At 43.3% G+C, this 19,466-nt stretch carries 13 protein-coding genes; 2 read left to right on the forward strand and 11 right to left on the reverse strand.

The window, feature by feature from the left end; all coding sequences use genetic code 11:
• Positions 1 to 18 precede the first annotated feature (18 nt).
• Together IEX80_RS07555 and IEX80_RS07560 are read right to left on the reverse strand one after the other, a co-directional pair.
• A complete protein-coding gene (locus tag IEX80_RS07555) occupies positions 19 to 3,423 on the reverse strand; it encodes a SusC/RagA family TonB-linked outer membrane protein (protein ID WP_188832537.1) in 3,405 nt (1,134 codons plus the stop codon).
• A 306-nt stretch (positions 3,424 to 3,729) separates the two neighbouring features.
• Positions 3,730 to 4,857 (reverse strand): FecR family protein, encoded by a 1,128-nt coding sequence (locus IEX80_RS07560; RefSeq protein WP_188832538.1) that lies wholly within the window; start codon positions 4,855 to 4,857, stop codon positions 3,730 to 3,732.
• Positions 4,858 to 5,484: 627 nt separating this feature from the next.
• Here IEX80_RS07560 and IEX80_RS07565 point away from each other — a divergent pair.
• Both IEX80_RS07565 and rpiA read left to right on the forward strand, forming a co-directional pair.
• Positions 5,485 to 6,054, forward strand: coding sequence for an RNA polymerase sigma-70 factor (locus tag IEX80_RS07565; protein ID WP_090527209.1), 570 nt, complete (start codon positions 5,485 to 5,487; stop codon positions 6,052 to 6,054).
• Between the two features lie 257 nt (positions 6,055 to 6,311).
• Complete coding sequence (rpiA, locus tag IEX80_RS07570; protein WP_188832539.1) at positions 6,312 to 7,001, forward strand: ribose 5-phosphate isomerase A; 690 nt, start codon at positions 6,312 to 6,314, stop codon at positions 6,999 to 7,001.
• 3 nt (positions 7,002 to 7,004) lie between these two features.
• Here the strand turns inward: rpiA and IEX80_RS07575 are convergent, their stop codons facing one another.
• The 9 genes from IEX80_RS07575 to IEX80_RS07615 all read right to left on the reverse strand — a co-directional run bounded on the left by IEX80_RS07575 (position 7,005) and on the right by IEX80_RS07615 (position 19,229).
• Complete coding sequence (locus IEX80_RS07575) at positions 7,005 to 7,601, reverse strand: TetR/AcrR family transcriptional regulator (protein ID WP_188832540.1); 597 nt, start codon at positions 7,599 to 7,601, stop codon at positions 7,005 to 7,007.
• A 3-nt stretch (positions 7,602 to 7,604) separates the two neighbouring features.
• Positions 7,605 to 8,204 (reverse strand): TetR/AcrR family transcriptional regulator, encoded by a 600-nt coding sequence (locus IEX80_RS07580; protein ID WP_090527202.1) that lies wholly within the window; start codon positions 8,202 to 8,204, stop codon positions 7,605 to 7,607.
• Between the two features lie 248 nt (positions 8,205 to 8,452).
• Positions 8,453 to 9,862 carry an efflux transporter outer membrane subunit gene (locus IEX80_RS07585; protein ID WP_188832541.1) on the reverse strand — a complete coding sequence of 470 codons (1,410 nt, stop codon included), beginning with the start codon at positions 9,860 to 9,862 and terminating at the stop codon, positions 8,453 to 8,455.
• A gap of 36 nt (positions 9,863 to 9,898) precedes the next feature.
• A complete protein-coding gene (locus IEX80_RS07590) occupies positions 9,899 to 13,054 on the reverse strand; it encodes an efflux RND transporter permease subunit (RefSeq protein WP_188832542.1) in 3,156 nt (1,051 codons plus the stop codon).
• A gap of 51 nt (positions 13,055 to 13,105) precedes the next feature.
• Positions 13,106 to 14,278, reverse strand: a complete 1,173-nt coding sequence (locus IEX80_RS07595; protein WP_188832543.1) for an efflux RND transporter periplasmic adaptor subunit — start codon at positions 14,276 to 14,278, stop codon at positions 13,106 to 13,108.
• A gap of 102 nt (positions 14,279 to 14,380) precedes the next feature.
• Positions 14,381 to 14,968: a TetR/AcrR family transcriptional regulator gene (locus tag IEX80_RS07600; protein WP_188832544.1), complete on the reverse strand. Its 588-nt coding sequence runs from the start codon at positions 14,966 to 14,968 to the stop codon at positions 14,381 to 14,383.
• 281 nt (positions 14,969 to 15,249) lie between these two features.
• Positions 15,250 to 16,152 carry a helix-turn-helix domain-containing protein gene (locus IEX80_RS07605; protein WP_188832545.1) on the reverse strand — a complete coding sequence of 301 codons (903 nt, stop codon included), beginning with the start codon at positions 16,150 to 16,152 and terminating at the stop codon, positions 15,250 to 15,252.
• A gap of 60 nt (positions 16,153 to 16,212) precedes the next feature.
• Positions 16,213 to 17,556 (reverse strand): deoxyguanosinetriphosphate triphosphohydrolase, encoded by a 1,344-nt coding sequence (locus tag IEX80_RS07610; RefSeq protein WP_175489983.1) that lies wholly within the window; start codon positions 17,554 to 17,556, stop codon positions 16,213 to 16,215.
• 59 nt (positions 17,557 to 17,615) lie between these two features.
• Positions 17,616 to 19,229 (reverse strand): Na+/H+ antiporter, encoded by a 1,614-nt coding sequence (locus IEX80_RS07615; protein WP_188832546.1) that lies wholly within the window; start codon positions 19,227 to 19,229, stop codon positions 17,616 to 17,618.
• Positions 19,230 to 19,466: the final 237 nt, after the last annotated feature.

The raw sequence follows: 19,466 nt of genomic DNA on the forward strand, positions 1-19,466 counted from the left end.
GATCTAATAATTTAATGTTTAAAGTGTTACATTAAGCCCGCAGGTAAACCCTCTTAATACCGGGTACATTCTGAAATCGCCGCCCAGTTCAGGGTCCCAATCGCTTACATGGTTCCATTGATACAGGTTTTCGCCGCTGAAATAAACTTTCACAGCTTTAACTTTTATTTTCGCCAACAAGCTTGCCGGCAAACTGTAGTCAACAATTAAGGACTTTAACCGCAGGAAAGCGCCATTTTTTAACCAGAATGTAGATGACACCTCGCTATTGCTTGTGCCTTGCCAGTCGGTCATGATAGGACTTGGCATCGTGGCACTAGAGGCTGTTTGCGGAGTCCATGCATTTTTCCAGATGGTTAAATTATCATTGCCAGGCAAAGGCCGTCTGTAGTAAACATCGGTAGGCATAATGTCGTAACGACCCAAACCGGCAAATACAGCAGTGAGGTTAAGCCCTTTCCAGCCAAATGTGAAGTTGAAGCCATAATTAACACGGGGTACCCCGTTTTTTGAAATGATTTGCTGGTCGTTCCCGTCAATTTTCCCATCGGGCGAATCGGTACCCAGCGGGCCCCTGATATCTTTGTACATCAACATCCCGGGCTGTGGCTTGCTACCAAATATGGTGAAATTAGGGCCGTTAGCTTTTAAAATATTATCTACGTCCTGCTGGGTTCTGATAATTCCGTCGGATACATAACCCCATATAACCCCGTTAATGGGTTGTCCGATCAGGTTCTGGTAACCACGAACCGATGCAGCCTGGTCAACCTTCAGATATTTGTTGGCAGAATATGACCAGTTGCCAGACACACGATAGAAAAAGTCATTGATGTGCCGTTCGTGACTAAGAGATAGCTCAATACCCCGTGCCGATGCTATTCCATAATTAACTGCAGGCAAGCTTGCTCCAACCGTGCTTGGGACTGATGCCACACGTGCGCCAAGGATATCGGTGGTTTTTTTGTACCATAAATCAACAGTTCCGGTAAGGATTCTTTTTGGCATGCCAAAGTCTAAACCCAGGTTGTAGTTATGATTTTTTTCCCATGTGATATTAGGGTTGATAGTTGAACCCAACGTTGTTGAAGGCGGAAGCCCGGATCCTATATAAATACCTGAGTTTGCGTTAAAGTTGTAGGTTTGTTGCCACTGCCATGGAGCGGTATTATCTGTACCGGTTATACCGTAAGAAAAACGCAGCTTCAAAACATCAAGGACTTTAGTATAATTTGCAAAGAAGTTTTCATTGGCGATATTCCAGCCTGCTGAAACGGCCGGGAAATATCCCCAACGCTTATTTGACGGGAAAATATAAGAACCGTCGGCCCTCATGGTAAAGCCAAGCAAATATTTTGAGGCGTAATTGTAATCGACCCTGCCAAAATAGGAAGCAAAGCCTGTAGGCTGGTTCTGATCGCCCCTGATGTACCAGTCGGTGCTATTGGTTGAGCCACCGTTAATTTGCTGATAGTTAGGGTTACTGTAATTGTCATCCCAAATGGTTGAATAATGGCCCCTGTATGCCGATTGTTCATAGCCGGCAAACGCGCTGATATTATGAAGGCCAAAAGATCGGTCATAATTCAACATCAAATCCAGTTGGTAATTAGATGACTGCGAATATGACTCCTGCAATTCTGTAGGTGCACCAATTCCGGAAATCTGGGCTTGGTCTAATATCTGATAGCCTCCTGATCGTGTTAAATCCAATTTATCGGTAACGATGTGGTTATGGTCTCCACCGGTTTGGAAATAATAAATGTAAGGTGCATTACGCCATGCTTTGGTGTAATTATTAGTGGTATTGTAAGCGAAAGTACCCTTTGCTGATAGTCCGGTTATGCCGGGGATATCATATTTCAATTGAAAAACCGGGGTGATATTGTTACCCGACGGCTTGGTGTAGCCACCATTTCCCTTTGCCAGGTTGGCGGTATTGGTATTATCAAAGTTGCCAACAGGAAGGCCATTAATAAAAGACGGCCGGCCGGGATTTACCATTAACAACCTGTTGTACATGTTCGACAAATTGAAATCCCCATAATCATAGGCCCAAAACGGACGGCTGCCGTTATTCCATTCGCTTTGGATATTTAAATTATAGCTCCACCGCTCAGAAATTTGTCCATCCACTTTTGCTGTTAAATTATATTTACGGAAGGAATTTGAGGTTGCCCCTTCCTGCTGGAAATAACCTGCCGAGATGTAGTACCTGGCTGCTTGCGAACCACCGCTTACGGCTAAGTTATGTGAAGTGTTCCATGGATTACGCCAGGTATCTTTTAACCAATCGTACGAATGTGTTTTGAAATAATCTAATTCATCAGGCGTATAGTAGCTTGGATCGTTTGCCGGCAAACCTTTTTGGGCAAATGCCTCATTGGCAAAAGTATAAGCATCAAAAGCGTTCATTCTCCGTGGTGTAATTTCACGGTTATTCATTGTATATGATGCATTGTAGGATATAAAGGTTTTATTAGCTACGCCATGTTTTGTTGTAATCAAAACAACACCGTTACCGCCCCTGATACCATAAATCGCGGTTGATGCGGCATCTTTCAGGATACTGATATTATCGATATCGGCCGGGTTAATGGTGGCAAATGTTGTTGCATCCCTTACAAAACCGTCTATCACGTATAGCGGGTCTGTTCCGCCCTGCCAGGTAGAGGATTCCCTGATTTTAATATTAGCGCTTGCGCCGGGATAGCTACCCTGCGTAGTAACGGTAACGCCCGGTGACAGACCTTGCAACAAATTGGCTGGGGAAGATGTAGGGCGGTTTTCAAGTGCAGATGATTTAATTACACCTATTGCACCTGTCAGGTTTTCTTTTTTCTGCGTACCATAGGCAACCACAACTATTTCGCTGAGCCCGCTTACATCGGCTTCCATCTTTACCAGCATGGGTGTACCAGGAGTAACCTGCAATTCTTTTTTCATATAGCCAACAAATGAAAAAACAAGTGTTGCGTTCCCATCCGGAACCTCTATGTTGAATTTACCACTGGCGTCGGATATTGTGATGGCTTGACTTCCCTTTACTGAAATAGTCACGCCGGCCAGCGGTATATTTTTGTTATCAAATACCTGCCCGCTTATCTTAACCGGGCTTACATTTAAGCTGGTAACTACATTATCAGCAGCCTTTTCAATTTGCTGAAGAACAATGTTGTTATTAACCTTTTTATAAGTTAAGGACCGATTTTTAAGGCATTCCTTTAAAGCCTCGTCTATTGAGGCATCTTTCAGATGAATGGTTACACTTTTATTCTGTACATCTTTTGAATCATAAAAAAACACATATCCTGTTTGTTTATTTATCCGGTTAAGTACTTTTTTCAGTGAGGAATTTGTTTCATCCAGGTTAATTTTTTGACTATACACTTTTGCGCTACATTCAAGAAGGGCAACTAACATGACCAAGGTAGTCAATTTCATAACTAATAACATTTTGCGCGGCCACGGACAACGCATGGCCATTAAAAAAGCATTTAATTTCATACTTTTGCTGAGTTGGGTTAACAGATAGTTAGAGACACTAAACATATTCCCGTTTTGCGGGGAGGGTTAACTCAATATTTAACCGCATTCCGATTGCCCTCGGGATGCGTTTTTTTTGAGTTAACCTTGTGGGGATGGGCCTAAATTTTGAAGGCCGGATGTGTATTTATTTTTCCATATGGTTCTCGTCTTTTTAGGTGAATAATTGGTTAATTACAGGTGTTAATTCATTACAATAATTGTTTTCCCATCTATTTTGTAATGTATTTGCTTAAAACTCAGAATATCCAGTATTTGTGAAAGATTGACGTTCCTGGAAATTTCGCCCGAAAACCGCCGTGATGGTAATTGCCCTTCATATTTGATCTCCACACCATACCAGCGCGAAAGCTGCCGCATTACTTCCTGAATATTATTGTCTTCAAAAAAGAAAAATCCGTTTTTCCAGGCCACCACTTCATCCGCATCTACATTCATAACATCGATCAGGCCGTGGTCAAACCTTGCCTGCTGGCCCGGTTTAATGATATTACTCACTTTCCCGGCCGATACTTTTACACTGCCTTCGAGCAGGGTAGTTTTAACAGCCTGCTCATCATTGTAAGCATTGATGTTGAAATGGGTTCCTAATACTTCTACGGTTTGCCCGTTTGAAATAACTTTGAACGGCTTTTTGGCATTGTGTGCAACTTCAAAATAGGCTTCGCCGGTAAGTTCTACCCTACGTTCGTTACCATTAAAAACTACCGGGTATTTTATTGATGACGATGCGTTTAACCATACTTTAGTACCATCGGCCAAAATAAATTGATACTGCCCGCCTTGCGGCGTAGTGGCGGTGTTATATATAATGTTCTTTGACGGATGGAAGTCCACAACAACATCCCTATAACTAATTTGGCCGTCGGCGGCTTTTTTTATAACGATGTTACCCTGACGTGCGAGTTTTCCAATCTTTGCACCATTTAATACAATAGTGCTTCCATCGCCTAATGTTAATATGGCTTTGTTTCCGCCCGGGGCCACATCCTGTTTTTGAGACTTAACTACAGCTATTTGCCGGCGGGAATTATTATTAATGCTAAAAAAGTATCCCCCTACAGCCATAAAAAAAAGTATTGAAGCAGCTATTGCCCAAGGCGATAATCGCATCCTGTTTGTCCTTCCCTGTATTTCATTCAGCAGATTATCAAGGCTCTCTTTCTGATCTTCTTCCAATTGCTCCTGCGACAAATAAGGATCGCCGTGCTTGTATTTTAAATACCAGCTTTCAACCAAAGCGTTCTCTGCCGGAGTAGTCATGCCGCTGTTATACCGTTCTATTAAATCTTCGATGTCTTGTGGTTGCATAATCGTTAAAGGATATATCATCCTTATTACCCCATATACAACTACTACCGGGGGGAGGGAGTAGATGAAAATAAAAAAATTGAAAATAATTTACCAGATCATAGATTGGGGGAAGGTATCACCTGCTATTATTGTAAGAAAGCTTATTGAACACCTGGCTTATATTCAGCTATTTCAAGTCGCCGGATCAAGATCGTTAATGCTTTCAGATATAAGAATTTATCACAAATAAGTTCAACGCAAACGTTTGTTTATCGCAACAAGGCTCATAAATATGTTTTTTGAATTTTATAACAGCGAAGTGTTGGTATCGAAAGCCTGTATTAATTACCCCGGCGGTAAAATCTTTACCAATCAGTTAAAAATAGCGTTCTTAATCAGCGGGTTAAAGCGATATAGTGCTTGCATTGAGGACAAGAACCTTTTTGTTAAAGCTGATTCTTCTAAATTAACGCAAACGGTTGCGTAGAACTTTAGCGCTTAAAATCACTCGAGTCCTCTTAATTTGTAACAACAGTTATACGATAGATAAACAGGGGGCCCGTTTGAGGCGATTCGTTTATCCCGGACCTCAATGGTCAGCAATCAATAAATATCGCTTGCAAATTATAATCAATGTAAACTTTAATGGCTTTGTACGGTAAATATAGTGACGACGATTTGATAACGCTGTTAAGGCAAGATGACATATCTGCTTTTACGGCGATTCATTCGCGCTATTACGGAGCGTTATATCAGCATGCGTATAAAAGATTGCCGGACAGAGATACCGTTAAAGATCTTTTACAGGAGCTTTTTATCCATTTATGGGACCAAAGAACATCAATTGATATTAAAGGTAGTTTGCAGGCTTATTTATGTACCGCTGTACGGAACAAGGTTTTAAATGTTTTTAAGCACGAGAAAGTAAAAGCCAACTACATCACTTCGTTAATTAACTTTGAGGAAACCTGCGAATCTACAACGGATGAAAATTTAAGAAATAAAGAACTTATTGCCCTGATTAAGGCCGAAGTAAGCTCTTTACCCCCAAAAATGAAACTGATATTTGAGTTAAGCAGGGATTCAAACCTGTCGCACAACGAAATTGCCGAAATATTGGAGATAAGCCCCTTAACTGTTAGAAAGCAGGTAAATAATTCTTTAAAAATACTGAGGGCAAAATTAGCGTCGCATCTGCTAACCCTGTTTTTATAACCAGGTTTTAATACTTACGTGGTGTATTTTGATATGCGATAATACCATCCTAACAGATTCAAAAAAATTTATGCTGTTTTAAAATGTTCCCGGTTTTGATTCGTCTTCATTATTAAAGACGGTTAAAATCATCAAATAAACAATAACATGAAAAAGCATATCATATCAACAGCACATAGTCATTTGTGGGAGGGCATAGACGACTAAAAGAGTAAATTAACAAAGGTTATTAGCGGCGGGTGCTGTATCTTAGCGCCATGACGGATTATAAACTGGAAGCAGCTAAAGCCGCTTTAACCTTGATTACCCCCAATCAGACTATTGGTTTGGGAGCCGGGAGCACCATAGCTCATTTGGTTAATATGTTAGCCCAGGATCGTAAGCTTGCGGCTTCCTTAATGTTTACCTCATCATCATTCAAAACAACCCAGTTGTTAAGCAAACATGAGTTGCGCATTCAGTCGCCTGCGTTGCTTAATAACCTCGATATCTATTTTGATGGCTGCGACCAGTTTGACAGCGAACTAAACGCACTGAAAAGTGGCGGCGGCATCCATACTACCGAAAAGATCCTTGCCTCAATGGCGCATGAATTTATTTTGCTGGGCGATGAGGGAAAATTCTCAGCCCAACTTAACGCTACATATCCGCTGGTTATAGAGATATTACCCCAGGCCTTACAAATTGTACTGGCAAAACTGGCAATCCTATTTCCCCAGGCTACACTTACCCAGCGTATGAGCACGCAAAAAGATGGGGCTTTGATATCAGATAATGGTAATATGCTGATCGATATACAATTTACTGAACTGCCCGAACCCGTTAAATTAAATACCCTGGTTAAAATGATACCGGGTGTTGTTGAACACTCTTTATTTTACCAAATGGCCGGCAGGGCAATTATTGCAGGCGAAAATAGTATCCGGACCATAAGGCCTCAACGGTAACTATCAGTCGGCATTATTTAAAACGGCGATACCTTTTAACGTACAAACGCCATAGTTAAGATGGTTTAAAAGCTGCAGCTGGACATCCCATAAATTAAATTCGGCATGAGGATATACGGAGGCGTTAAAACCAAGTTCAATCTGGTTAACCCGCATAATGGCAATTATTCTGGTATCAATTTCGGAACGGACATACCCTTGATCGATACCCTTTTTTAAAAGCTTCCCGATAATATTTACCATGAAGCCTGTTTTAAATTTCAGGTATAACATCCAGCCTTCATGATGGTACTTTTGCAGATCGAACAAAACAGCGGGATTTACCCTCGAAAAGATCTCGCCTGTACATTTGGTGAGCTCAACCATCTCATCCATCATATTACCGGTGTCACTAATAATTGAGCAAAGCATTGCCTCATCATCGGCCAGCCGCTTTTTTACAAGGGCGGTAACAAGCTCGTTTTTGTCCCTGAAATGCTGGTAAATTGTTTTTTTGGAGATCCCCAAATGCCGGGCAATATCATCCATAGTAACGCTTTTTATTCCCGCTTCAAGAAAAAGCGCTTCGCTCCCGTTTAAAACCCGCTCCTTATCAATCATAGCTTAGGTAGTTATCAACGCGGTGATCCCTCTTATAGCGCCGATCAGGATCTCCTGGTTCATTTTTTCATCCCGTGTGAGCTGGATCATGTTAATGGCTATCAACCCGTGAATTACGGCCCAGTAGGTGTAATATCTTTTTTGAACCTCTTCGTCACTTACTTCGCGGGGCGCGTATAGCGTACGGATCACTTCAGAAACCATCTCCGGAAAAACCAATGCTTCCGCTATCCGGTTTTCTACCGGGCTGCAACCTGTACCAACGGCAAACATCAACTGGTAAAGCTCCTTATAGGCAATCGCAAAGTTCCAGTAAGCCAACCACATAGCCTCCATCTGTTCAATGGCGTCTGTATGTGCCTCTTTTGCCAACTTCACCATAGCTGCCAGTTTCAGGTGTCCCTTGCGGGCAAGCTCGGTGTACAAAGCTTCCTTGCTTTCAAAATATTCGTAAATAGCGGGAGCCGTGTACTCGATATGCTCGGCAAGTTTCCGCATACTTAACGCATCACATCCCTCACACTTGATCATATCCAACGCAGCGTCCAGTATCTTTCGGCGGGTATCATCCTTTTGCCGCAATATCCGTTCTTTACTTCCCATGTTTTAACCTCTCAATCACAAGCAAAATTTACTTTAATTTATTCATTAATAAATAATTAACCATAATTAAATTATCAATTTGGTTTAGATGATTGTATGATAACAGGCTTTACAAAAATCAATTAGTTGACATAGATAATAAATGTTTAAACAACTTCAAAATATGTCAAAATCACCACTGGCTATAAAAAAAGCCCGGCAGCTCAATTGCAAACCGGGCTTCTTGATTAACAGGGAGGTTATTCCGTCTATTTCCAGCCGCCCCCTAAAGCGCGGTAAAGGTTAACTATGGCTTGCAATTCCTGCAAATGATCGTTAACACCGCTTAACTGGGCAGCAAGTAAGTTTTGTTCTGAAGTTAAAACATCGGTATAGTTAGTTGCCGAGCTGTAACGCAGCAACTCCTTGGTATAATCAACCGATTTTTCAAGCGCCTGCAACTGTTTAACCCTTGAGCCTTGTTTTTCAATGGCGTTTTGGTAGGAGAACAACGCATTGGTTACCTCCTGCCCCGCCGTGAGTAATGATTTTTGATAAGCATAATAAGCTTCCTGTTGCTGGGCTTGCGCTGTTCTTAAACGCGCCCGGTTTTGACCTTTGTTAAAAATGGGCTGGGTAATGCCGCCAACAAAGTTGTAAAATATGGAATGATCAAAAAAGTTCTTCAGCTGCAGGGTTGATAAACCGGCCTGCCCGGTAATGGTAAGCTGCGGATAAAAATAAGTACGTGCCAGGTTGGTGTTCTCAAACGCGCTCCTGAAGGCAAACTCAGCCTCCTGCACATCCGGGCGGTTTTTTAAGAGTTGGGATGGGATGCCCGTTTTCAGGTCGGCTACGGGTTTCTGCTCGCTTAGCGTTGTACGTTTGATAGTGCCCGGGACCCTTGCCAGTAAAATGCTTAATGCATTCTCGGCTTCGCGGATGCTTTGTTTAAGATCGGGTATGGTAACCTCGGCGGCATAACGGTTAGCTTCGCTTTGTACAACCGCCGCGCCGTTTACAACAGCACCTTCCTTCAGGGCTTTCACGGTCTCTACATCTTTTACCCGTATAGTAAGCGTTTGCTGAGTGATAGCCAATTGCTCATCAAGCGCCAGCAGGTTATAATAAGCGTTTGCAATATCGGCTATCAGCTGGGTTTGAACCGCTCTTTTTGCCGCGTCACTTTGCAGCAATGACGCCAGCGCCGCTCTTTTCGAACTGCTTAATTTACCCCAGATATCAGCTTCCCAACTGGTACTTAACGCCGCCTGGTAAGTGGTTGTTTTCAGGTTGAACGAGTTGGCAAACTCCGGCGGAAAATTTAAGCTTGCTGCTGATGTTTTTGCCCTTGTAACGGTTCCGCTCCCTTCCAGGCTTGGCAAAAATGCCGCCTTGCTTTGGTTAAATGTTGCCTGGGCCTCATTAATGCGCTGTACGGCAGTTTTTAAATCGAGGTTTTCACGTAGCCCTTCCTGGATCAGGTTTACCAGAACGGTATCAGAAAATAGCTGGCTTACCGGCATGCTGGCCATTGATGTGGTATCGCTGATAGTTGTATCGCGATATAGCTTATCGGTATTTACTACCGGCTGCTGGTATTTTTTAGTAACACATGAGGCGAATACCGCCGTTGCTGCCAGCGTGGCCAATATTTGCCGTTTATATGAATGGATCATTTTTTTGCTTATTTATTGTTCTTAAAAATTTTGCGGTCAGGCTACCGTTTCGGTTTCAATCTCTATTTCTTTCCCGGCAGGTTTACCGCTTATGCGTTCCTGGAGCGACTGGAAGATGATGAACAGTACCGGGATCACAAATACACCGAATATGGTACCGATCAGCATCCCGCCTACAGCGCCTGTACCTATCGAGCGGTTACCTTCGGCTCCTGCTCCTGATGCAATCATTAGCGGGACTAAACCCAGTATAAATGCGAAAGATGTCATCAGAATAGGTCTTAAACGGGCAACCGAACCATCAATAGCGGCCTGCACAATGCTTTCGCCGTTTCGCCTGCGGGCTACCGCAAACTCAACTATCAGGATGGCGTTTTTGGCTAACAGACCGATGAGCATAATGAGGGTGATCTGCAAATAAATATTGTTTTGGATACCGAAGATCTTAGCGAAAATAAACGCGCCGGCCAAACCTATGGGCAGTGATAGCAATACTGCAAATGGCAGGATATAACTCTCGTACTGTGCACTTAATAAGAAGTACACAAACACCAAACACAGCAGGAAAATAAAAATAGTTTGGCTACCGCTGGCAATCTCCTCGCGGGTAAGGCCCGAAAACTCGAACCCATAACCGGCAGGCAATGTTTTTGCGCCTACTTCCTGTATGGCTTTAATGGCATCGCCCGTACTGAAGCCCGGTTTCGGAGCGCCGTTTACCGAAATAGAAGTAAACAGGTTAAAACGGTTAACTGATTCAGGGCCGTAAACCTTTTTCAGCGTAACAAACTCTGATATAGGCGCCATGGTATTATTGGCATTCCGTACATACATATTGTTCAGGCTGCCGGTAGTACCCCTGTAAGCGGCATCGGCCTGGATCATTACACGGTATTGCTTGCCAAACTCATTAAAGTTGGAGGCATAAACACCGCCAAAATATCCCTGTAAGGCACTTAATACCGAATTTACAGTAATACCGGCATCCTTACATTTAGCCACGTTAACATCAACCAAAAACTGTGGGAAGTTGGTATTGAAAAACGTAGAAGCATATTGAATTTCGGGACGCTGGTTTAATGCGCCCAGGAACTTACCGTTTATTTCGGCAAATTTCACAATGTCGCCGCCGGTTTTGTCCTGCACCTGGAACTCGAAGCCGCTGCTGTTACCAAAGCCCTGTAAGGTTGGCGGAGCAAAGAACAGGACGGTAGCACCTTTAATTCCGGCTGTCATGCCAAATAGTTTACCGATAACGGTGTTCACATCAGATCCTTTGGCCGTACGTTTGTCCCAGGGTTTCAGCTTAACCATGATTAAGCCATATGAACCACCCGCGCCGCTCAGTATGCCCTGGCCGGCAACCCGGATAGTCGATTCCACTTCGGGCAGGGACCTTACCATACCTGATACCTTGTCGATAACTTCGGTCGTACGCTCCAGTGATGCGGCTGGCGGCAATGAGATATCACCAATAATAAAACCCTGATCTTCATTAGGCACAAAGCCCGATGGCGTTGTTTTTAACAGGAACCAGAATATCAGCCCAAAAACCGCAATGCCGGCAATGGAGAGCCATTTTTTGGCCGCAAGAAAGCTTACAGATTTTTTGTACTTGCGGGTAATTGTATCAAAACTGGTATTAAAGGCTGTATAAAACCTTTGTAACAGGCCTGTTTTATGATGCTCACCTTCGGGATGCGGTTTCAATAACAGCGCGCACAATGCCGGGCTTAATGTTAAAGCGTTTACTGCTGATATAAAAATCGCGACAGCAAGCGTTAAACCAAACTGTTTATAAAACACCCCGGTTGAACCGGTAATGAACGTAACCGGGATAAACACGGCAGCCATTACCAAAGTGATAGATACGATTGCCCCGCTGATATCATTCATGGCGCTGATTGTAGCCGCTTTTGCCGATTTAGCCCCATGATCGAGCTTAGCGTGCACGGCCTCAACTACCACAATGGCATCATCCACCACTATACCGATAGCCAGCACCATAGCAAACAGGGTGAGCAGGTTAATGGTAAAACCAAACAGTTGCAGAAAGAAAAAAGTACCCACAATAGCCACAGGCACCGCGATAGCCGGGATCAGTGTGGAACGGAAATCCTGAAGGAATACGAACACTACGATAAACACCAATACAAATGCTTCAATCAGGGTGTGCACAACTTTTTCTATCGAAGCATCTAAAAAGTCATTAACACTAAAAAGGGAAGTATAACTAATGCCCGCGGGGAACGTTTTCGACGCGGCCTCAATAGTCTGCTCGCAGTTTTTAATTAACTCATGCGCATTTGAACCCGCGGTTTGATAAATGGCTATAGCTACCGCAGGTTTGCCATTCATGGTAGTAGCATTGGCGTAACTTTGCGCGCCAAGCTCAATCCGCGCTATATCTTTCAGGCGCAACAGCTGCCCCTTGGTTGATGAGCGGATCACAATGTTTTCAAACTCGGGCACGCTGGTAAGCCTGCCTTTGTACTTTAATACGTACTGGAACGACTGATTATCGTTCTCTCCTACTTTACCCGGCGCGGCCTCAATATTTTGCTCGGCCAGGGCACTGTTCACATCATCCGGTACAAGGCCGTAAGTGGCCATTACATCAGGCTTTAACCAAATACGCATGGAGTAATCCTGTATGCCAAATGAGGACGCGTCACCTACACCGCTGATACGCTTGATCTGCGGCAGCACGTTAATGTTGGCGTAGTTTTGCAAAAATTTCTCGTCGTAACTTTTATTATCGCTCGAAAGGGAAAATACCATCACCATGCTGCTTTGCCGTTTACTGGTGGTAACGCCCGCCTTGGTAACCTCGGCAGGGAGCAAACTGGTGGCTTTTGACACCCTGTTCTGCACATTTACCGCCGCCAGGTCGGGGTCGGTGCCTTGTTTAAAATAAACAGTGATAACAGCGCTGCCGTCATTACTTGCAGTAGAGGTCATGTAGGTCATGTTTTCCACGCCGTTAATTTGCTCTTCGAGCGGTACGATAACACTTTTCATTACCACTTCGGCATTAGCGCCCTGGTATGATGCGGATACCTGCACGGTAGGCGGTGCTATATCGGGGTATTCTGATATGGGCAAGGTTGTAAGGCCCAGGATACCCAGTATGACTATAATTACCGATATTACGGTAGATAGTACTGGTCGTTCAATGAATGTACGTAACATATTGTTTATGTTGATGCCGGGTAAAAAGGAATCCGGCCGGTGTTGTGAAAATTATTTTAGATCCTTATATACCGCGGCGTTTTCCTGTACTTCCGGTTTGATAACCATGCCGTCTTTTAAACTGCCTGCGCCATCGGTAACAATGGTATCACCTGCCTTAAGGCCTTCGGTCACTACATAATATTGGCCTGTGGTGAGCTCCATAACGCTCACTTCGGTATTTTTAACCGCTCCTTTGCCGTCAACCACATAAACAAAATGCTTTCCCTGCAGCTCATAAGCGGCTTTTTGAGGGATCAGCACGGCATCTTTTACAGTCTGGGGGATCTGTATAGTAGCACTTCCGCCGCTGCGGATCAGGCCAACAGGGTTTGGGAATGCGGCCCGGTAACTTGCCGATCCGGTTTCGGTATTAATTAAACCGCTGATGGTTTCCACCTTACCTTTTTCGGCATAAGTGCTGCCATCCGGCAATACCAGTGAAACAGGAGGCGTGTTGGCCAGCTTTTCATTCATGGTTTTTCCCTTTACCGTTCTCGAAAAATCAAGCAGCTGCTTTTCATTCAGCGCGAAGTAAGCATACACCTTACCGATATTGGACACTGTTGTTAAAGGCTGCGCGGTTGAACCGGTGATAAGGCTACCTAATTTATAAGGAATGGCCCCTACCACGCCATCAACCGGGCTGGTTATGACCGTATAACCTAAATTGGTTTTGGCGTTTGCTAAACTGGCTTTTGCCTGGGCAAGGGTAGCCTTGCGGGCTTTTAATGTATACTCCGCCGATTCAAGCTCATAGTGGCTGATGATATCTTTTTCAACCAACGGCCTGGTTTTGTTAACCTGCAATTGGGCAGCACTTACATCAGCTTCGGCACTAGCGATGGCCGCGGTGGCGGTGTTTACGTCCTGGGCATATTGCGGCGCGCTGAGCTTAAAAAGCAGCTGGCCCTTTTTTACAACGCTGCCCTCGTCAATGTAGATCTTATCTACATAACCATCAACTTTAGGACGGATCTCTATATTTTGCTGCCCCTGGAGCGTGGCAGGGTATTCGTTGTTCAGCGTAGCGTCATGTAAACTGATTTTAAAAACCGGGTAGCTTTGTGGTGGCTGGGGAGCTCCCGCAGCCATGGCACCGCCCTGATTTTGGCTGCCGCCGCATGACGACAGTAGAATTAAGGCGGCCCCAAAGCCGGTTAGCAGTTGAACTGTATTTTTCATAAATATAAACTTGTAGTTATTGGAGTGAATTGATATTGAAGACATTGTGATGTGTGTTAAATTATTTTGTTTGACGATTACGTTAATCACCGGATAAATTTTTTACTGGAAAATCATTTTACAGATCATCTTCTTTCGCTCATTAATGAGGCAGGTATAACTTTCATTGCTCAGGTTAAAGGCCTTTTTATATATGGGCCCCATGATAAGCGGGTATGACATCAGCGAAAACAGGTTCAGCACAAAATGCATGGGGTTCATCCGTTCAATATTACCCGCTTCCATTTCGGCGCTGATCTGCTCCATGAACTTATTGATATGGTGAGGCCTGGCCTCGTTTGTGTACTTACAGATGTTTGAATTGATCTCGGTGATCAAAAAAGTTTCCTGGTAAGGGTAATTGTTGGCCTCAGTTAAAAACAATTCTATAAAACTTTCAACCTTGCTTTTAAATGGCATGTCGGATGCCATAACAGCATCAAGGCGGGTTGTTAAAGCAAGCATAGCTTCCTTAAACACCTGCTCAATTAAAACATCCTTAGTGCGGAAATAGTAATTTAACAAGGTGCGGCTTACACCGGCCGCGTCGGCAATATCCTGGGTATTGGCGTGGAGCCGCCCCTCGGCAAAAAAAATGTGTTTTGCGGTGTCCTTAATTAATTGCTCGGCACCTGTGTCCCTTATCGGCATAAACAAACCTGGCGTTTAACCGGGCACACTATTACGCCCGGCTGCATCAACAACTGATGACAGGGCAAAAGTGGCTCAATTATCGTTTTTGCAGAATGTTTAAAGGATGGCGCAATATGTCAAAAAGTCGTTTTTACTAAAAACATTGTAATGAAATGGTAATAATAGTTACAGTGTTGCAACGATACTTTTCATTTGCAATTAAAATTATAACGGAATATATTATTTAATGGATCTTTGAGATTGGGCTGAGAAGAATTTCTCCAGGGAGGGCTACAGGCTTATAAAGGCGTTTGACGGTATTTACTGGGACTGGTACCGCATTGTTTTTTGAAAAACTTGCTAAAAAAGAATTGATCAGCAAAGTTGAGATAGGCAGCAATCTGGGCTATGGTTAACGAGGGGTCGTTAAGGGCAACTTTAGCTTCCAGGATCACGATCTCGTCAATGAACTCGCCGGCGGTTTTGCCGGTTATTTCCTTTACAGTTTGCGAAAGGTATTTAGGGGTGATATTCAGCATGGCAGCGTAAGCCTGTACGCTTCTTTCTTCCTTAAAATGCTGCGGAAGGATTTTTAAAAACCTAAAGGTCAGTTCTTCCTTACGCGTACCTTTTACTTCCGCTATTTTTTGTTGCTTTTGATATAGTGCACCGATCTCATAAATAAAACCGGTAAAAATGCTTAGCACAACTTCATCCTGGAATGCCAGATCATTACGATTATCCATTTTACTTTCAAGGATTTTCATAATTGATATAAGATTATCGGCCGGCTCCTGATCAATAACCAGTAACGGATTTACCTGCGATGATAAAAAATCAAACGCTTCCACATTTTTTGTGTGGATACTGGTAGCAGATAGATAAGCCGAGGTAAATATGATCGAGGTAAGCCTGCAATCTGGCGAAACATTCAGAAACTGGCGAACGGTATTGGGCGCTACCATCAGGATGTTATTCTTTTTTAAGTTGTACTCCAAAAGGTTGGCATTAATTGATAGCTCACCTTCATGAACAAGCGTTAAAAAAAAATGGTCTGACCGGAAGGGATGCAAAATAGGCACCTCAATATCCCCCGGATTAAACGACATAATATGCAGGCCTTTATACTGATTGGTAACACCAAGCGGAGCAAGCAATTGCTCCATGGTATGCATCTGTACAGGTCGGATATCTTTCGGCATAGGGCAATAATAACTATTATTTGCACGAATTATTACGCCTCGTCCGGGCATTCGTGTATATCAGCTCATTGACGGGAACGAAATCCCCTTAATTTTTCTGAACAACTCAACCGCATACAGATCGGTCATGCCCGAAACAAAGTCAAGAACGGTCTGGATCTTTGAATAATCGTCATTGGCTTTGGTTAAAAACTGTTTAGGGATCAGTTCGATCAGTTTCTCGTGGTATTTTGAATTATTTTTTAAATAAGCAGGGACAAACTCTTCCAATAAACCACCCATTACCTTATAACCAGCAACTTCCTTTTGCACTACCGAACTATAGTTGTAGATCTTTTTTACAGAAACCTTTTCGATTGCTTTCATGGCAGACCGGAGCGGTTCTTCAATCGCATCCATCAGCGCCGAATTAAAATCACCGTTCATGATCTCTTCCTGTTTGTCATAAAACAGATTTGAACATTGGTTTACCAAAGTATTTATGGCTATTGCCCTCAAATAGCCAACTTTGGCATCTGTATCATCAAACTCTTCCAGTCGCTCTTCCATCCTGGGAATAGTACACAACGGTATTAGCAATGCTTTCACTTCCTCATAGGAGAGTATTTTAAGGCGATGGGCATCTTCCAGATCAACGACATTGTAGCAAATATCATCCGCAGCTTCAACCAGGTACACCAGGGGATGCCTTTTGTAAATAAGTTCATCGTCCTCTACCCTGATCAAACCCAAATCATTGGCTATCTTTTCAAAGTCCTGTTGCTCGGAAGCGAAAAATCCGTATTTCTTTCGGTAGATGATACCCTTTTTATGCCCGGCTACAGATGAACAGGGGTATTTTGCAATAGAAGCGATGGTTGAATAAGTCAATGCCAAACTCCCCCGGCCTTTACCGGCAAACGGATGCGTTAATAATCTCAGGGCATTGGCGTTACCTTCAAAATGAGTGAGATCTTCCCATTGCTGCGCAGTAACAGTGTCTTTGTAATCCTTACCTGCTCCTTCCGCAAAATAATGTGAAATGGCTGATTCGCCCGAATGACCAAAGGCGGGATTACCCAAATCATGGGCTAAGCAGGCGGCAGCCACCATATTACCGATCTCACTGATCAGCGGATATTTCCTTTCTACATCCGGATCTTCTTTAAGCATCCGGTTGAAATGCATCCGCCCTAATGAACGGCCCACACTGGCTACCTCCAAACTATGGGTAAGCCGGTTATGTACAAAAATACTTCCCGGTAGAGGGAATACCTGGGTTTTGTTCTGTAACCTCCTGAATGGGGATGAAAAAATTATCCGGTCGTAGTCCCGCTGAAATTCTGACCGCGCATCGATATGGTTTGCAATATATTTATCCTCGTAACCCCAGCGCTTTGCCGATAACAGTTGATCCCAGTTCATTATAGTTTGATGTATATAGAGCGGCAAAAGTAGCTATTATGCATGAAAGAAATAATAGGCTACACCACCTCAAAATGCTGCCTTAATTTCTCTTCTTCCAAATCAAGCAGATCTAATTGCTGCTTTACAATATCATCGCTGATATTTTCTTTTTTATTCAGTGTAAGTAACAAGGCCCGCTGCTGATCCATTACATCATTTAAAATTAAGCGGTAATCATGATAAAAATTATCGGCGCGTTGTTCACTGCCATCTTTTTCCCAGTCTTTCAGCAGTTCCATATCGGCACTCAACCTTAACCTGAATGCCTTGATCATATCGTTGCCGTCTAATCTATCGGCATATTTATCTTCAAGTATTTGTAAAGCTAACCTCGATAACTTTTTCCTGACCAACTGTTTTTGCTGTTCCGGCGAAACGGTATAGTCGCGATCGGGCATATTTACAAACTTCACCAATAAGGGCAACGTAAGGCCCTGAACAACCAGTGTAAACATGATCACCACGAATGTAATAAACAAAATAAGGTTACGTTGAGGAAAGGCAGCGCCCGACGGTAAAAGCTCGGGGATACTCAAGGCAGCGGCAAGTGAAACCACACCCCGCATCCCTGCCCAACCCAGCAATAACGGCCCCTTCCAACCCGGGCTCGGATCGGCAGTGGTAATGTAACGGCTAATGAATACGGTAAATACAGAGGCACCAAAAGTACTGGCTAAACGGGCCAGTATCAGTACACCGGTTATAATGAGGCTATAATTTATCGCCGGTTTCAAACCTTCGGGCCCAAGCGCCTTGATGATCACCGGAAATTCTAACCCTATCAGTATAAAAACGAAACCGTTTAAAACAAAGGCAACTGTTTCCCAAACGTTAACCCCCTGCAACCGGCTGCGGTAACTTAATATCACGTGCCGTTGTGACGACAGGAACAACCCGCCGCTTACTACAGCCAGCACTCCCGAAAAGTGAAACTCTTCGGCCGCCATATACATGGCATACGGTGTAATAAACGTAAGGATAATATCAATATTGGCAGTAGTTGGCAACCATCGGTGTATGGTATAAAAAACCAAACCTACTGCCAATCCTATAACGATACCCATTACAATCACCAGTACAAAACTTAGCGTGGCTTGTCCTAATGCAAATTTGCCTGTAACAACCGCGGCAAGCGCAAACCTGAATATCACTAAACTTGATGCATCGTTCATCAAGCTTTCGCCCTCAACAATGGCGATAAAGCGTTTAGGTATTTTAATATTTTTAAGGATATTGCTTGCTGATACAGCGTCAGGTGGTGAAATTATCCCACCGAGCAAAAAACCCAGGGGCAGGGTAAAACCCGCTATCAGGCTGTTTGACACAACCGCGATTAAACATGATGTTAAAATAACGATCAGAAACGCAAAGCTGGAGATCACCCTGCGCCATTTCCAGAAATCCTTCCAGGAAGTGTTCCACGCCGATTCATACAACAAAGGCGGCAGAAAAATAACAAAGATCAGATCGGGCTGTATTTCGATACCTTTCAGAAAAGGAACGAAACCAAGAGGTAAACCGATTAAAACCAATAATATAGGATAAGCTATTTTGATTTTTTGCCCCAGCATTACCACAAAAAGGATAACTATTAACAGGCAGGTACATTGAACAATAACGTGATGCAGCATGTAGCTAAAATACAATTATTGATTGAGTAAAATTTAGATCGCACTTTTTTACCCTTATTCAGAAAACATGAACAAATAATAGTTTTATCTGTTACAGAGACATTCAAGGGCGCAATTGAAATAAAAAACGAACTCTAAAACGATAAAATCCTAACAAACAGGGATAAAAAATAAAAATAATGTCATTTTATATCAAAAAAAATACAAACTTATTTTAACAGCTTCAAATATTTTAGT

This window comes from Mucilaginibacter rubeus (assembly GCF_014643835.1).
Classification (GTDB): Bacteria; Bacteroidota; Bacteroidia; order Sphingobacteriales; family Sphingobacteriaceae; genus Mucilaginibacter; species Mucilaginibacter rubeus.

Bases quoted from the DNA above. Each gene is read 5' to 3' on its own strand.
- IEX80_RS07610 (WP_175489983.1), bottom strand. From the start codon at position 17,556: ATGAACTGGGATCAACTGTTATCGGCAAAGCGCTGGGGTTACGAGGAT.
- IEX80_RS07595 (WP_188832543.1), bottom strand. From the start codon at position 14,278: ATGAAAAATACAGTTCAACTGCTAACCGGCTTTGGGGCCGCCTTAATT.
- IEX80_RS07605 (WP_188832545.1), bottom strand. From the start codon at position 16,152: ATGCCGAAAGATATCCGACCTGTACAGATGCATACCATGGAGCAATTG.
- IEX80_RS07560 (WP_188832538.1), bottom strand. From the start codon at position 4,857: ATGCAACCACAAGACATCGAAGATTTAATAGAACGGTATAACAGCGGC.
- IEX80_RS07590 (WP_188832542.1), bottom strand. From the start codon at position 13,054: ATGTTACGTACATTCATTGAACGACCAGTACTATCTACCGTAATATCG.
- rpiA (WP_188832539.1), top strand. From the start codon at position 6,312: ATGACGGATTATAAACTGGAAGCAGCTAAAGCCGCTTTAACCTTGATT.
- IEX80_RS07580 (WP_090527202.1), bottom strand. From the start codon at position 8,204: ATGGGAAGTAAAGAACGGATATTGCGGCAAAAGGATGATACCCGCCGA.
- IEX80_RS07615 (WP_188832546.1), bottom strand. From the start codon at position 19,229: ATGCTGCATCACGTTATTGTTCAATGTACCTGCCTGTTAATAGTTATC.
- IEX80_RS07600 (WP_188832544.1), bottom strand. From the start codon at position 14,968: ATGCCGATAAGGGACACAGGTGCCGAGCAATTAATTAAGGACACCGCA.
- IEX80_RS07565 (WP_090527209.1), top strand. From the start codon at position 5,485: ATGGCTTTGTACGGTAAATATAGTGACGACGATTTGATAACGCTGTTA.
- IEX80_RS07555 (WP_188832537.1), bottom strand. From the start codon at position 3,423: ATGTTAGTTGCCCTTCTTGAATGTAGCGCAAAAGTGTATAGTCAAAAA.
- IEX80_RS07575 (WP_188832540.1), bottom strand. From the start codon at position 7,601: ATGATTGATAAGGAGCGGGTTTTAAACGGGAGCGAAGCGCTTTTTCTT.
- IEX80_RS07585 (WP_188832541.1), bottom strand. From the start codon at position 9,862: ATGATCCATTCATATAAACGGCAAATATTGGCCACGCTGGCAGCAACG.